We start from the raw sequence: 15123 nt of genomic DNA, 5'->3' as shown, positions 1-15123 counted from the left end.
CCTATTGCAACAATTCTAGTTCTGTCCTAACGAGTAAGAGTCGAACCAATTTCTTTTTTCAATTCACTTTAAATTTCACCTTCACGGAACAACGCAGCGAGGAACTTCCGGCTTGGCCACCAGTAAGCTGCCTATTAGAATGGCGGTTCCATCCCGTAAGGCATCATCTCCCTGCTGCCGTGTTATTAAGTCGCCTTCCGGAGTGAAGTAAGCTTGTTCAGAAGGAGGGTGAGCTGTATGTTGCTTCAGCAGACGAAGCAACAGGCAGCGCATCACAAATTCCTGATGGCGCTTGATATACCGGGGAGGCATAATACGGTAAGCGAAGAGATGAATCGGAGTAGCTTAGATAAGCTGGCTGATCCTTTTCGCTATACAATGATACGGCAGCCTTACCCGGATGGAAAGGAAGCTTATGGTGCTTTTGTGACGTCAGATTTAGGCAGGCGTAAGCAGAGCTTTAATAAATATCACCAGCCTGAAGCTGGTTTAACAGAGAAAATAGCAGAAAATAGACCGGAAAAGTATCTGGCAAAGCAATGCAGTGCTGAATAAATCAGTCAAAAACGTGACATTGCTACATTGCTTATTTAGGAGTTGCAGCGGAAAAAACCTGCTTTTGCGTTAGAAAACGCAGGCTGATGATGGTGCAAACCAGGCTAAATCCCGGGAAAACGATAAGCCACCAATTACCGGGCGCCAGTCGGGCCGAGCTTAGCAGGTGCCCCCAACTGGCGGTTTCCGCCGGCAGTCCCACCCCAAGAAAGGAGATGGTAGTTTCGGTGGTAACAATCAGGGTGAGGTAAAAGGGGAAGGCCGCCCGTACTACCGGCCAGATACCGGGCCATACATGGCGGCTGACAATGCGGCTATTGGGTAGCCCCAGCGCCCGGGCCGCTTCTATGTAGGGCAGCTGCCGAATACGCAGCGCTTCTGCCCGCACCAGGCGCATCATGCCCGGCCAGCAGGTAATGCCCAGCAGCAACGGCATCGAAACAAATGACAAGGGCAGAATGGCCGCCACGGTTAGCACTAAAATGAGGCGGGGCACGGAGCCCAGCAAAGCCGCCGCGCCCAGCACTACGGTATCAACGGGAAAAGCTGCCGGCTGCTGTCCCCAGCCAGACAGCCGCAGCAATACCGCCAGCCCCACACATATTCCCGAGGCCAGCAGCCATTGCAGGTAAGCCGCTGCATTCCCGCCGCCGAGCAGTGGGGTATAGGCCAGCGTGCCAACCAGCCAGAGGGCCAGCGCCAGCCAGTATGCTCTGGCCATTTTTAACCCCACTCCCCCAAAATAACCGGCGGCGCTGCCTAACACAATACCAACGAGAGTGAGTAGTACGGCCGCCGGTAAACTCACCAGTAGCAGGGTGCGGCAGCCAAATACCAGCTCGGTGAGTACATCCCGGCCCAGGGCATCGGTACCAAGCCAGTGGACGGCAGCCATAGCGGAGCCAAGTTGCGGCGGTGTGCTCAGCGCCAGCGCATCGGAAGTAGCGGGTGGGTAGGGCAGGGGCAGCCACGGGGCAAAAGTGCCCAGGCACGCTACCAGCCCAAGCCAGCCCAAAGCCAGCGCCCGTTGCCACGGAGTAACCGGTTGTTTGGTTTTCATGCGGCTGATTTCTGCAGGCGGGGGTCGGCTAGCCGGTAGGCCATATCAGCCAGAATATAGGCGGCCAGCCGGGCCACCAGTATCACCAGCAAGGCGCCCATTAAAACCGGGTAGTCCCGGGCGGTGGCCGCATCGGAGAGCAGTTGGCCCATTCCCGGCAGTGCAAAAACCACTTCCACCACCACCGCCCCGGCTAAAACGGCCGGGAGCAAATCGGCCAGCAGGGTAAGCAGCGGGAGCAGCGCATTGCGCAAAGCATGCCGCCGGATAATCTGCCGGCTGGATAGGCCCTTGGCCCGGGCCGTGGTGATATAGTCCAGGGCCAGTTCCCGCTGCAGGGCGGCCTCCAGCTGCACCGTAAGGCCCGGCAGGGTAACCAGGGTCAGGCTGAGGGTAGGCAGCACCAGATAATAAGCGGTATGCAGCAGTTGGTTCCAGCCCGAGGCTCCATTGGCCTCGCCCACCCCATAAGCCGGAAACCAGGTTAGCATATCCGGATTGGCTAACAGCAGCAGTAGGAGCAGCGCCAGCAAAAACAGCGGGATGCTATCCAACACCAGCAGCAGGTTGATAACTGCCGCCCGCCACAAGGGCCGGGCTGCCAGCCGCGTAGCCAGCAGCAGGGACACAGCCACGGCCACCAGGGCCGCAGGTAGCGTAAACTGTAGGGTGCGCGGTAGCGCAGCGGCCAGTAAAGCCGTAACCGGCGTGCCGTTGCGGTAGGAAGTACCCATATGGCCCCGGGCTAAGCCCCGTATCCAGGCATGGTACTGGTTTTGGGTTCCGTGCCAGGCAAAGCGGGGCAGCAATACCCGGGCGCGGGCCGGTGGGGCCTGCAGGGAGAAGTAAAACAAGGGCTGGCTGAGACCGAGCCGGGTGCGTAGCTGCTGGCGGGCCGCCTGCTGCTGCGCGGCGGTTAACGCAGTAGTGGCCGGCATATTCTCCGTTAATCCAAACTGCTCCCCATCGGCCGGGCTCATACTCCGGCTAAGTAGAAAAATGATGGAGGCAATAATCCACGCCAATAGGGTGGAAGAAAGCAGCTGGCGCAGCATTAGAGGCATAGCTTATGGCTGCGGGTGCCCCGTAAAGCGGGTGGCCTCATAGCCCGGCGGCAGCCCGGACAGCCCCAGATTGGTAAAGCGACGGGAAACGGCCAGTGGGTTCCGTTTAAAATACAATACCGTGAGGGGGTTCTGCTGCTGCAGAACGCGCTGTAGCTTACGCAGCAGCTGTTTCTTTTGCACGGTGTCCTGGGCGGCGGCCAGCTCCGTCAGGAGAGCATCGGAGCTGGCGCTGCCAAACCCGGTGTAGTTGCCGCCTTGCGTGCCGGTGCTGCCGGAGTGCAACAAAGGCAGAAAGTTGTGCGCAAATGGATTGCCGATCAGGGAGCGGATATATAAATCAAAAGCCCCTGCCTGCAATTGTTGCGTCAATACGCTGCTCTCCGTAGGGCGCAGGTTAATAGGGATACCCACCTTGCCCGCAACAGTGCGCAACTGCAGTGCAATAAACTCATAGGCAGCATCGCCGGCGCGGTAGCTGATGGTAAGCGCCAGCTGCTGCGCCGGACCAGAGCGGCTGGGTCGCTGCCATGACTTATCAGGCTGTTGCTGCCAGCCGGCCTGGGCAAGCAGCTGTGTAGCCAGGGCAGGGCTATAGGCTACCGGCGCCAGACTATCGTTATAATAGTGCTTATCGTGGGGGCTGATGAGGCTGGCGCTGGGATAAGCCAAGCCGTGCTGGGTAGCTTTTATGAGGGTAGGGATATCAAAAAGGTGGCTGATGGCCTGGCGGGTTTTGCTGTCGGCCAGCGCTGGTTTTCTGGTGTTGAAACCTACGGTTACTGCCTCGTAAGAATCCGGGGCATACAAGGCTATCCGTTTCTGGTCGGTGGCTGACGAGGCTAGCCGCTGATAGTCGGTGGCGGGCAGGCTGCCATACACGTCAATATCTCCCCGCCGCAACGCCAGCAAAGCCGTGGTCTGATCCGGAATAATGTGAAAGGAAATCTGATTGGGGCGGGCCAGGAAGGTGGCCGGGGTAGGCACTACCTGGTCGCCCCACCAGGGTTTTTTGCGCGCAAACACCAGCTGCTGACCCGATTGCCAGCTTTTCAGCACATAAGGCCCGCTGCCATATTTCCCCGGCGACTGTTCCAGCCGCGCTTTGGAAAATTCTTTTACAAACTGCTTCACCGCCGGCAAGGTGGCGCCCACTGAGTCCAGGCGGCCCAGGGAAAAAGCCCGTAGCTGATGCCCGGGGTCCAGCAGATGCTCCGGCAGCACGGCAAAATCTCCGGAAGTCAGCACGTAATCCGGCGCAAACTGGTCGCAAACCAGCGTAAACTGCCGGGTATCGGTGGAATCAAGCTGTACCGAACGCACAAAACCATACGTAGCACGCATCCGCTCATTAGGCAGATCCGGGCAACGCATGGTTTTTAGTGTAAAGATTATGTCCTGGGCCGTTATGGGCTGCCCATCGTTCCAAGTGGCCGCCGGCCGGATGCGGTACGTGAGGTAGGAGGTGTTCCCTGCCCGCCGTACTACCGGTAGTGCCTCTGCCAGCCACGGCACAATGCGCTGTTGGGGCGCATCAATAGCCAGCAGACTCTGGTACGTGAGGTTAATGGCCTGGATGGCTAACGCATTGGCCAGCGTGTGGGGGTGCAGTGTTTCCGGGTCGCGGGGCCATCGTATGCGGACGTTATACGTCCGCTGCGCTTCCTGCTGCCGACATCCCAGCAATAACAACAATACGACCCCACAAGTCGACAAATAACGGTTCATCGGAGCTACACCTCTTGGTACGTTGCCGGGCAAGTTAGCCAAGTTTTAGTACCGGCAGCAAGAGGAGGAGCTAACAGCCTCCCTATAACCTAGTGACCTTCACCCCAAGTACCTCCACCCGTATTGGTGTTGGTAGGAGTAGAAGCAGGAACAGTTTCAGTGGCAGCAGTGGCAGTGGTAGCAGGCTTAGCAGCGTTGGGTGAATTGAAGAGCGTAGCGAGCTGAAGAAGGATGAGGGCGATGAGTTCTAACATGACCTGGGGCGTAAGGAATGGTGAGATGAAGCTGTTAAGCGTCCCGAAGTTCCTCTAAAATTTCTGTTTGCAAAAGGAAGTAAGCGAAGAATAAGTGACTTGTATATTATTAGATAAAGATATAATGGAACGAATTTATATGGCTTATTAACTTCAATTTAAGGTAAAAATTACCATAATAATTGGCTGAAATATCTATTATTGTGACATGTATTCAGTACGGTTAGACTAATGAAAGCATTTGGAATATGCTATTTCTTTTGAAACTCTGCAATCTGATCTGATACTATAACAAGAATAAATTCGCAGGTATTCGTTAGCTCCCACTGATAAGATTTCGCCAAGATGAAAGAAGTAAGTTCAGTAGCACGCATTGTAACCAACCGCCGGCAGAAAATACTGCCTTTACTGGACTTTACGGCGAAAGCAGCAAGAGGCAAGGAAGTGCAACTACTCAGTCTGCTACAATCAAAGGACAGCTTAACCAATATTCAGGCGACCAAAGAGTTATATGGCGGTAATAGTGCTGCGCACCAGACGGCACTTCGCAAACTTAAATCCCGGTTGCAGCATAAGCTGTTGAACCACCTTTTTTTTCTGGACCATACCGATACGCGGCATCCGGTGTACCGGCAGTATGAGCAGGAGTGTCTGGATCTACTTTATCAGGCTGGCGTACTCCTGCGCGAAGGGGAGTATACCATGTCGGAGAAGTTATATGGCAAGAGCCTACGGCTAACAGTGGAAGGAGAATTTACCACCCATCAGGTCACGGCTTTGCACGGGCTACGGCAAATTTATGCCGAGCAACGGCAGACGGTCAAGTTCAAGGCCATATGCACGCAGCTATGTAAGGCTGAGCAACTTTTGCAGATAGAGTTGGAAGCTGGTCACCTTTTCTGGGAGGCAAAGATGCTGATGGCGGAGCAGGTAAGGGTGCGCCAGACCCTGCTGCAGAAGCTGCCGGAACTAATGGCAAAAATGGAGGGGCATTACCGGAAGAATCCCACTTTCCGGATTTATGACTACCTCTATAAGCTACGGCTGATGCAACAGGAGCTGGTAGGGGATTACGAAGGTGTGATCCGGACTACGGCAGCATCGGAAAAACTGTACCAGCAGGGAAAGCTAAATGCCAGACGCTTTGACCGGCGGTACAATATGTACTATAGTGTGTACGCCTACTTTCAGGCCCGGCGGGTACACCCGGGCTTAAAACTAGCGCAGGAATACCTGAATGCATTTCACCGCTCTTCCGGCAACTGGTTTGTATTTCTGGAGCTGTACCTCCTGCTGGCTATGCACGCCGGTGACTACCGGCACGCCAATGAACTGCTCTCCATGGCCTTTCAAAACCCGTTCTACGCTCAGCTGCGCGACTCCGCGCATCAACGCTGGGAATTGTACCGGGCCTATCACCATTTCATTGACCCCGAAAACTCGCCTTTGCGCGGCCTGCACTTCACGCAGTTTATGCAAACGCTGCCCGACTATAGCCGGGATAAGCAGGGGCTAAATGTTGCCATTCTGATTCTGCAGTTTCTGCACTACCTGCGCCTGCGCGATGTAGAAGCCTTATTGCCGCGCCTGGAAGGACTGCGCAAGTACGCCAGCAATCATTTGCGCAACCCCGCTGCCCAGCGCACGCGGTTGTTTTTCCGGCTGCTGCAGCTCACAGTGAAAGAGAATTTTGATGTGCGGGCCAGTACCCGTAAAGGCCAGGCGCTGCTCACCCGGCTGGAACAAACGCCCATGCCGGGTGAAGCTTTTGCGGGGGTAGAAATTATCCCCTACGAGAACCTGTGGCAGCAAACACTGCAGATTCTGCAGCTGCCTACCGAAGGGCGCTAGGGCTGGGCGGGGGCAGATGCATCAGCCAGCAGGTTGATGGCCAGATTGGTGTAGCGGGTAAACTGGGCTTCCGTGAGCACGGTTTTCAGCTGAGCGGCAAACTCTGCTTGCAGAGCTTGCTGCTTCTGGTCGTGCACGGCCTTGTCATCGGCGTATTGGGTATCTATCTCGGCCGCCTGTACCAGGTGCTCATACACCAGGCGGCGCATTTGCAGATACCGGCCTTCATCCAGCGCTAATTGGTCGGTGAGCTTACGGGTAAGCTCATTGGCATGCTGGCGGGTAACCTCTCCGGTGGGTGCCGCCGAGCCTGTCAGCGAATAAGACAGGAGAAAGGCGAAAAGAATAGCTTTTTTCATGACAATAGGGTAGTTAGTAGTAGTACAGGACGAACAAATAAAGCAAATAAATATATATAAAGTACATTATTATTAAAATTATTTATCTGAGTCTAATTATAAATATGCTTTATCAAAGAAAATCGAATTATGTCAGGAAATGGTGTGCTATAATACTGATGCAATAACTTCCCAACTCAAATCCCCCAGCCACCGGAAAAGTGAAGCTTACAGCGCACCTAACTCATGCCGCACACGCTTGAGGTACGTGCTGCCAATGGGAATCTGCTTATGCGTGATGGTAATGGTATTTCTCTCCAGGCCCTGTACCCATTTGGTATTGATAATATAGGAGCGGTGCACCCGGAGAAAGAGCGGATTGGGAAAACGCTGCTCCATGGCCCGCATGGTGCCATGCACCAGTATTTTGCGCTGCCCCGTGATAATATGGACATAGTCGCTGAGGGCCTCCACGTAGCGCACCTCATCAAATACCACTTCCAGCAACTGCTTTCCTTGCTTAATAACGATAAAATCGTTGTTGTTGGGCGTGGGCAACGATTGAAAGACCGGTTGCAGCCGCATTTCCAGCGCCTTTTGCGTGGCTTTCAAAAAGCGAGGGAAGTGCAGCGGCTTTTCAATGGCATCGGCCACGGGCCAGGGCAGGGGCCGCGCCTGATCCGGCACTTGCGCCAACAAAATTACAACCGGCGGCTCAGGCCAGGCTCCCAGGGTAAAGTCCGGTTGCTGTAGCAAAGTGGCTTCGTCCAGCACTACAAGGGCGGGAGGCGGGCCCGCTTGGGCCTGGGCAGCGGCCAGGGAGGAATAGCTGCCCAGGCATTGGAGCGAAGGAGAAGTAGCGAGAAAACCCTCGGCTTGCTGCGCCAATAAGGCATCAGCCGCTATAATAAGGCAAGGCAGAGGTAAAGTAGCTTCCGACATAGGCTAAATATAAGCAACTGCATTATAGAATGGAAGGGTTGGATATTTTGCGGGATGCGGCCAGTGGAATTTAGCTATAAGTACTTTTTCGGCATCTATTTGCGCCTATCGTCTAGGCTTAGGTTGGCCAAACGCCCCGAGTAGTGTACCTTGGCACCACCTAGGTAATACTTGTATGGACGCTACTCCCACCCGAACCGCAGACTTTCTGGCACACCTGGAGCAAGTGGTGCAGCGTGCCCGCACCATCAATAACCAGCGCTTTCGTCCGCTGGATGTGCAGGAGCTGAACATGCGCCCCGGGCCGGGAAAATGGAGCGTGGGCCAGTGCCTGGAGCATTTAAACATCATTGGCGGGCACTACCTGCCGGACATGATGCGCCGGCTACGCCTGGCGCGGCAGCGCGGCAGCAAGCCCACCGACCTGGTAAAGCGCGGCTTCATTGGTAATAAGCTGACCGAAGCCATGCGCACCCCGGCTAGTGTAAAAGCCCTGACATCGCCCCAGAAATATGCCCCCAGCGGCAGCCGCCTGCCGCGCACGGTAGTGGAGGTGTTTGGCCGCCAGCTGGATGAGCTGCTGCGCATTATTGAAGTAGCCCGCGAGGTAAATGCCAACCGCGTGCGTATTCCCAACCCCATTATTCCCCTGCTGCGCCTGCGCCTCACCGACCAGCTGGAGTTCCTGGTGGTACACCTGGAGCGCCACCTGGCCCAGGCCGAGCGGGTGCTCGACGGCCGGACATCCGCCACACCGGCCCGAGAAACCCCCGCCGATACAGAATAAAAAAAAGCCCGGCGCTGCTACCAGCGCCGGGCTTTTTTACTGAAAGCAGCCGCCACTTTCCGCCAGCAACTTTTTAATTGGGTATTGAAATGAGCGGGCCGCCAACCCGGAATCGGACGCCGGATTCTGCTTTGTAGAAAAAAATCAGCAGGGCCGTAAGCTTTTGGCCGGGCAAGTGCATCTATAGAGTAGTTACCTCCTTTCCTTCCTCCTGAGCCTGGCTTATGCGTGCCTGTTTGTTTGTCTGTTTTCTTCTGCTGATGCTCTTTTCCAGTGGTTCTTCCGCGCCCACGCCACCCGCGGGCCCCAACCCCAAAAAATGGAAGCAGATAGATGCCCTGCTGGCGAAAGACCAGACCGCCTCCGCCAAAAAGCTGGTGGAGGAAATCTATCAGCAGGCCCGCCAAAAGCAGGATACGCCCGAATATCTGCGCGCCCTGCTCTACAAGCTGCGCCTGCTGGAAGCCAAAGAAGAAGAGGCGGATGTGAAAGCCATTGCGCTGGTAGAAGCCGATTTGCAGCAGGCCAAATTTCCCGCCCGGCCCATCCTGCATAGTCTGCTGGCGCAGCTTTATGCCACTTATTACCAGGAGCACCGCTACCAACTCTACGACCGCACCCAGGGCGCGGGCCAGAACGCAACTCCCATCGATACCAGCGCCGCCGACCTGCGCACCTGGGATGCCGCCCGCCTCGGCAGTGCTGTGGTACAGCACTACAAAGCTTCCTTAGCCGATGAGCCGCAGCGTCAGCAACAGCTTCTGTTAGCGCAATTGGGCTACGCCATTCGCGGCGGCGATGCTGAAGGTCGCGCCCTGCACCCCACGCTCTATGACCTGCTGGCCCATCGCGCCGTAGATGGCCTGAGCAACGACGAATACTACATTACGCGCCCCGCTGCCCAGTTTCAGCTGAAACAAACCGCGCTGTTTGGCCCGGCCGCCGAGTTTGCCCAACTCAAACTCACCGCTCCTAAAGCCGATTCGCTCAACGGCCAATTTCATGCCCTGCAGGCACTACAGCAGCTCACCGCCTTCCGTCTGCAGGATGCTAAAAACCTGGCAGCCCTGGCCGACGTGGACCGTAAGCGGCTAGCCTTTGTGAAGGAGCACGCCGAAATGGCGAAAGAGGATTCGCTGTATCAGGCCGCGCTGGCCAGGGAAGCCCGCACGTATCAGACGCTGCCTATCAGCACCGAGTTTCTGGCCGAGTTGGCGGATCAGCTGGAAGAAACCCAGCCCGCCAAAGCCCGGGAAGTGGCCCTGGAGGTGGAAAAGCGTTTCCCTAAATCCCGGGGCGCTCAGCAGGCAAAAGCCATTCGGCAGCGTGTGGAAGCCGTGGAGCTGCAATTCACCACCGAAGAAGTATTGCTACCCAACCAGCCCTGGCTGCTGAAGCTGGACGTGCGCAACGTGATGAAGCTGTATGCGCGGGCTTACCGCATCAGTACCGCGCAGGCCACGCGCCGGCTGGAAGTTAATAATAGAGGCGAAGAACAGCCCTTGCAGAAGCGCTATGCCCGTGTGCTGGCCGGCAAGCCAGCCGCAGTCTGGCCCCTGAATGTGCTTGGCACGCCGGACTATAAAAGCCACTCCGTGCAGCAGGCCGGCGTAGCCCTGCCCCTCGGGCGCTATCTGATTATCGTCAGCACGGCGTCGGAAGATCCTGCCAAAACCCGCCCCAGCGTAACTACGGCCACCGCAGAGGTAAGTGTGAGCGAACTAAGCCAGGTGCGCCGCGCCGCCGCAACCCAGGACGGCCCCGAGCTGCTGATGCTGCACCGGCAAAGCGGCCAACCGCTGGCCGGCGTAAAAGCGCTGCCCTTCTTTCAGTATTACGATCAGCCAAGCCGCACATACAAACAGCGCCGCGGCGAGGTGCAAACCACCAACGCGGAGGGTCAGACCCAGCTCCCGATAGGCTCGACCACCGAACAAAATATCCAGCTACAGGCGGTTCTGCTTTCCCAGGGTCCCGACTCCCTACTGGTAACCGAAGGCGGCTACTATGGCCCGCGCCGGCAGCGCACGTCCGAAGCCGAACAGCCCGAGCGTCGCACTTTTCTGTACACCGACCGCGCCATCTACCGCCCCGGCCAGACACTCTATTTCAAAGGGATCCTGACTGAAAGCCTGGCTGGCAAAGCCCGACTTCTGACCAAACAATCCATTTCCGTACGCTTGGTCGATGTGAATGGCCAGACGGTAAAAACCCTGTCCTTCACCACCTCCGACTTTGGCTCCTTTAACAGCTCGCTGGTGTTGCCCACGAGCCTGCTGAATGGCGACATGAGCCTGCAGACCGACCATGGCGGCGTGAGCTTCGCGGTAGAAGACTACAAGCGCCCCACGTTCCAGGTCACGTTTGAGCCGGTACGCGGCACGCCCGTATTGGACAAGCAAGTGACCGTGCGCGGCAAAGCCACCGCCTATGCCGGCCAGCCCATTGATGGCGGCACGGTGCAGTACCGCGTGGTGCGCCGCACGGTGTGGCCGCTGTATATGCCGTATGCCAGTGGCCGGGGAAAAATTGGCTACCCTGGTCCCGGTAGGGGCGGAGAAATAGAAATCCTGAACGGCACCACTCAGACCGACTCAGCCGGCGGTTTTGCCGTTACGTTCCTCGCTCAGGCCGATGAAGAAATGCGGCGCGGGCGTGGCGGCTGGGGGCCGGGCTATATTTTTGAGGTAACGGCTGATGTGACGGATGCCGCCGGCGAAACCCGCACCGGCCAGCAAAACGTGAGCCTGGGTACCACAGCCCTCAACCTGCGCTTAGAAATACCGGAACTGCTGAACCGCGACCAACTGCCGGCCCTGCAGCTCTTCAGCACCAATGCGGCCGGCGAGCCGCAACCCGCGCGCGGCCAGCTGCGCCTCTACCGCCTCACCCCGCCCGCCCGTGCCCTGCGCCCCCGCCTCTGGGAGCGGCCCGAGCGCGAAGCCCTGAGCCGGGAGGAGTTCAAGCGGCAGTTCCCCCTGGATGCTTACGGCCAGGAAGACAACGACAGCACCTGGGCCCGCACCCTGGTACTCACTCAGGATTTCGATACCGGAAAAACTCCGCAGCTAACGGCGCTGGCTACCCAACTGCAACAGCAGGCGCCCGGCCGCTATGTGTTGGAGGCTACGGCCACCACAACCACCGGCACACCGGCTAAAACGGAGCGGGCTTTTACGCTGTTTTCACCCACGGCCAAAGAGCTGTCAATTCCTACCCCGGATTGGTTTGTTGCTCTGCAAGACAGCGTAGCACCCGGACAAACGGCCCGTTTTCTGGTGGGGAGCAGTGAGGCCGGTGCCCGCATCCTGGTGGAAGCCGAGGCCAAAGGCAAAACCCTGCGCCACGAGTGGCTTACGCTGAACGCCTATGAGCAGCGCCTGGTGGAAATAGCAGTACCGGCTGCCCTCGGCGAAACCCAGCTCTACCTGCACGCCACGCAGGTGCGCGACAACCGCCTGTACACCCACACGGCCCCGGTGCAGGTTGCCACGCCGCCCGCGCCGCTGGTGCTCAGCATTGCCACCTTCCGCGACAAGCTCCAACCCGGCCAGAAGGAAACCTGGCGCGTTACCATCCATAATGCCGCTGGCAAACCCGCCGATGCAGAGCTGATGGCCAGCCTGTATGATCAGTCACTGGACGTCTTCCGGCCGCACTCCTTCATGCCGCTGGAATTTCCAAAGCCGTATTTCCCGGCTACGCTGGCATGGAATGGGCAGTTTGAGGTGGAGGATTCCAGAATACTATTAGCTGGTCAGGAACCAGGAATTTCCGTGAGCGAAGTTGCATTTCCCGAACTAAACCAGTGGGGATTTTTAGAAGAAGGGGCGGTAGTATATGGGGTTCGCCGCGAGACTAAAGTAACAATTAGCGGAAACGTCTCAATCCGAATGAATCAGCAAGCCATGGCAGCTCCGGCTATGGATATGGCTATGTCAAAGCAGGCCTTAAGTGAAGTAGTCGTAACAGGACTGGGCGCGGAAGCCACCAAGCCCGCGCCAAAGGTTGACCTATCCGCCATCCAAGCCCGCAAAGATTTCCGCGAAACTGCCTTCTGGCTGCCTGACCTGCGCACCAACAGCAAAGGCGAAATGGTGCTGGAATTCCAGATGCCCGAAGCCGTAACGCGCTGGCAACTGCTGGCCCTGGCCCACGATCAGCAGCTGCATACCGGCCTGCTGCGCCGCGAGCTGGTTACCCGGAAACAGCTGCAGGTAACGCCCAATGCCCCGCGCTTCTTCCGGGAAGGCGACCAGCTGCGCCTCACCGCCAAGCTCAGCAACCTCACTGATCAACCCATGAGCGGCACCGCCCAGCTGTTTCTGCTGGATGCCCGCACCCAGCAGCCTATTGACAGTAAGTTGCTGAAAGGTGCCGCCCAGCAGAAGTTCACCCTCAGCGCCAACCAAAGCAGCGCCGTGGGCTGGGAGCTGCAAATCCCGGAAACGGCCGAAGGCGAGCTGCCACTGGAAGCCATAACCTACCGCGTGGTGGCCCAAACGGAGGCCCCGAAACAGTCGAAGCGCAAATCCAAAAAGCAGCCGGTAGAAACCTATTCCGATGGCGAGGAAAACACACTGCCGGTGCTGCCTAACCGGTTGCTGGTTACCGAAAGCCTGCCACTGCCTATTGTAGGGCCGGCCACGCGGGAGTTTGAGTTGAAAAAGCTGACCAGTACCACGTCGCCCACGCGCCGGAATTACTCGCTCACGCTGGAAATGACCGAAAACCCCGCGTGGTATGCCGTGCAGTCCCTGCCGTACCTGATGGAGTACCCCTACGAGTGCTCCGAACAGGTGTTCAGCCGCCTGTATGCCAACCTGATAGCCGCGAAGATCCTGCAAAGCAACCCGCGTCTGAAAACCATGCTGGAAGAGTGGAAGCGTGCCGCGCAAGCCGGCGACAAAACTGCCCTCACCAGTAAGTTGGAGCAAAACCAGGAGCTCAAAAACCTGCTGCTGCAGGAAACCCCGTGGGTGCGCGACGCGCAGAATGAAACCGAGCGGATGCGCCGCCTGACGGAGCTGTTTGACGAGTCGCGCGTGAAGGCAGAAACTGCCCGGGCCCTCACCAAGCTGGCCAAAATGCAGCATCCCAACGGCTCCTTCCCCTGGTTTGAGAAGATGCCCGATGACCGGTACATCACCCAGCTCATTATTGCCGGCTTCGGGAAGCTGCAGAAGCTGGGCGCTTTTGATGCCCTGCAAGATGCCCAGGCCCGCCCGTTGCTGGAAAACGCCCTGCGCTACCTCGATGAACAGCTGCAGCGCGACTACAACGAGCTGCGCAAGCAGAAAGGTGTAGACCTAAAGCAGCAGCATGTTTCGGATATTCAGATTCAGGCGCTGTATGCCCGCAGCTTCTGGCGGAAACAGGCGGTTGCTAAATCAGCCCAGCCCGCCGAAGCCTATTATCAACAGCAGGCCGCTACCTATTGGAAAGCGCAGACGCGCTACCTGCAGGCGCAGACCGCCCTGGCCCTGCATCGGCAGAAAAGCCAGCCGGCAGCCGTAAAGGATATTCTCACGGCCCTTTCGGAAAATGCCCTGCACTCCCCGGAACTGGGCATGTACTGGAAAGAAGTGCGCGGCGGCTACTACTGGCGCGAGGCGCCCACCGAAACCCAGGCCACGCTTATCGAAGCCTTCGATGAAGTGCGCAACGACCAGAAATCAGTGGATGAAATGAAGCTGTGGCTGCTGAAGCAGAAGCAAACCCAGAACTGGGAAAGCACCCGGGCCACCGCCGATGCCTGCTACGCCCTGCTGCTGCGCGGCTCTGACTGGCTCCAGCCGACCAAACCCATTCAGGTAACGGTAGGAGGGGAGACCGTGAAGCCCGGCACGCAGCAGGCCGGCACCGGCTACTACAAAACCTCCTTCCCCATAGCGCAAATCAAGCCCGCACAGGGCAAGGTAACGGTACAGAAGACCGATGCCGGCGTAGCCTGGGGGGCGCTCTACTGGCAGTATTTCGAGCAGATAGACAAGATAACCCCGGCTGCCACGTCCCTGAGCCTGGAGCGCCAGCTCTTCCGCGAGCAGCGCACGGCCGGCGGCCCCACCCTGGAGCGTCTCACCGCCGCCACGCCGCTGCGTGTAGGCGACGTGCTGGTGGTGCGCCTCGTGCTGCGCTCCGACCGCGACCTGGAATACGTGCATCTGAAAGACCAGCGAGCCGCCGGTCTGGAGCTCATCAGCCAGACCTCGGGCTACCGCTACCAGTCCGGCCTGGGGTATTATGAAAGCCCCCGCGATGCGGCCACCAACTTCTTCATCGGGTTTTTTCCGAAGGGCACGCACACCTTTGAGTACCGCCTGCGGGCCGCCCAAAGCGGTGACTTTTCGGGTGGTCTTTCGCAGCTGCAATGCCTGTACGCCCCGGAGTTTACCAGCCATTCGGCTGGCTCGCGGGTGCAGATTCAGGCAATGGCAGGAAAGTAGGGTGAAATTGCATTTTTAATTTCGTTATCGGGGTCCAAGCGCTGCAAAATGGCTTTTGCAGCGCTTGGGTGCGGGTGTGGTTTGCTATTCGATTCAGG

General features: G+C 57.7%; 10 protein-coding genes. 4 read left to right on the top strand and 6 right to left on the bottom strand.

Translation table 11 applies throughout. The features are described 5' to 3' along the window. The first annotated feature begins 237 nt into the window (after nucleotides 1-237). Nucleotides 238-555, top strand: coding sequence for a hypothetical protein (locus tag PK28_RS14700; protein ID WP_044515113.1), 318 nt, complete (start codon nucleotides 238-240; stop codon nucleotides 553-555). 31 nt (nucleotides 556-586) lie between these two features. Here the strand turns inward: PK28_RS14700 and PK28_RS19225 are convergent, their stop codons facing one another. The 4 genes from PK28_RS19225 to PK28_RS20535 form a co-directional block, all read right to left on the bottom strand. Continuing rightward, nucleotides 587-1615: an ABC transporter permease gene (locus PK28_RS19225; protein ID WP_048826101.1), complete on the bottom strand. Its 1029-nt coding sequence runs from the start codon at nucleotides 1613-1615 to the stop codon at nucleotides 587-589. After that, complete coding sequence (locus tag PK28_RS14690) at nucleotides 1612-2679, bottom strand: ABC transporter permease (RefSeq protein ID WP_082017137.1); 1068 nt, start codon at nucleotides 2677-2679, stop codon at nucleotides 1612-1614. Before PK28_RS14690 ends, PK28_RS19225 begins: the two co-directional genes overlap by 4 nt. Nucleotides 2680-2682: 3 nt before the next feature. Beyond that, nucleotides 2683-4407: an ABC transporter substrate-binding protein gene (locus PK28_RS14685; RefSeq protein WP_082017136.1), complete on the bottom strand. Its 1725-nt coding sequence runs from the start codon at nucleotides 4405-4407 to the stop codon at nucleotides 2683-2685. Nucleotides 4408-4496: 89 nt separating this feature from the next. Continuing rightward, nucleotides 4497-4661, bottom strand: coding sequence for a hypothetical protein (locus PK28_RS20535; protein WP_156126414.1), 165 nt, complete (start codon nucleotides 4659-4661; stop codon nucleotides 4497-4499). 579 nt (nucleotides 4662-5240) lie between these two features. Here PK28_RS20535 and PK28_RS14680 point away from each other — a divergent pair. Beyond that, entirely contained in the window at nucleotides 5241-6512 is a 1272-nt protein-coding gene (locus tag PK28_RS14680) for a hypothetical protein (protein ID WP_156126413.1), read from the top strand. Here the strand turns inward: PK28_RS14680 and PK28_RS14675 are convergent. After that, nucleotides 6509-6871: a hypothetical protein gene (locus PK28_RS14675; protein WP_044515105.1), complete on the bottom strand. Its 363-nt coding sequence runs from the start codon at nucleotides 6869-6871 to the stop codon at nucleotides 6509-6511. The genes PK28_RS14680 and PK28_RS14675 overlap by 4 nt on opposite strands. Before the next feature lie 207 nt (nucleotides 6872-7078). After that, complete coding sequence (locus PK28_RS19220) at nucleotides 7079-7792, bottom strand: LytR/AlgR family response regulator transcription factor (RefSeq protein WP_082017135.1); 714 nt, start codon at nucleotides 7790-7792, stop codon at nucleotides 7079-7081. A 175-nt stretch (nucleotides 7793-7967) separates the two neighbouring features. Here PK28_RS19220 and PK28_RS14665 point away from each other — a divergent pair, with 175 nt between their 5' ends. Both PK28_RS14665 and PK28_RS14660 read left to right on the top strand, forming a co-directional pair. Beyond that, nucleotides 7968-8579 carry a DinB family protein gene (locus tag PK28_RS14665; protein WP_044515102.1) on the top strand — a complete coding sequence of 204 codons (612 nt, stop codon included), beginning with the start codon at nucleotides 7968-7970 and terminating at the stop codon, nucleotides 8577-8579. 260 nt (nucleotides 8580-8839) lie between these two features. Next, on the top strand, nucleotides 8840-15025 hold the full coding sequence (locus PK28_RS14660) for an alpha-2-macroglobulin family protein (RefSeq protein WP_044515100.1): 6186 nt from the start codon (nucleotides 8840-8842) through the stop codon (nucleotides 15023-15025). Nucleotides 15026-15123 lie beyond the last annotated feature (98 nt).

This window comes from Hymenobacter sp. DG25B (genome assembly GCF_000801315.1).
Classification (GTDB): domain Bacteria; phylum Bacteroidota; class Bacteroidia; order Cytophagales; family Hymenobacteraceae; genus Hymenobacter.
This window is presented reverse-complemented; position numbering and strand designations above follow the sequence as displayed.

Bases quoted from the DNA above. Each gene is read 5' to 3' on its own strand.
- PK28_RS19225 (WP_048826101.1), bottom strand. From the start codon at position 1,615: ATGAAAACCAAACAACCGGTTACTCCGTGGCAACGGGCGCTGGCTTTG.
- PK28_RS14700 (WP_044515113.1), top strand. From the start codon at position 238: ATGTTGCTTCAGCAGACGAAGCAACAGGCAGCGCATCACAAATTCCTG.
- PK28_RS14690 (WP_082017137.1), bottom strand. From the start codon at position 2,679: ATGCCTCTAATGCTGCGCCAGCTGCTTTCTTCCACCCTATTGGCGTGG.
- PK28_RS19220 (WP_082017135.1), bottom strand. From the start codon at position 7,792: ATGTCGGAAGCTACTTTACCTCTGCCTTGCCTTATTATAGCGGCTGAT.
- PK28_RS14675 (WP_044515105.1), bottom strand. From the start codon at position 6,871: ATGAAAAAAGCTATTCTTTTCGCCTTTCTCCTGTCTTATTCGCTGACA.
- PK28_RS14665 (WP_044515102.1), top strand. From the start codon at position 7,968: ATGGACGCTACTCCCACCCGAACCGCAGACTTTCTGGCACACCTGGAG.
- PK28_RS14660 (WP_044515100.1), top strand. From the start codon at position 8,840: ATGCTCTTTTCCAGTGGTTCTTCCGCGCCCACGCCACCCGCGGGCCCC.
- PK28_RS14685 (WP_082017136.1), bottom strand. From the start codon at position 4,407: ATGAACCGTTATTTGTCGACTTGTGGGGTCGTATTGTTGTTATTGCTG.
- PK28_RS20535 (WP_156126414.1), bottom strand. From the start codon at position 4,661: ATGTTAGAACTCATCGCCCTCATCCTTCTTCAGCTCGCTACGCTCTTC.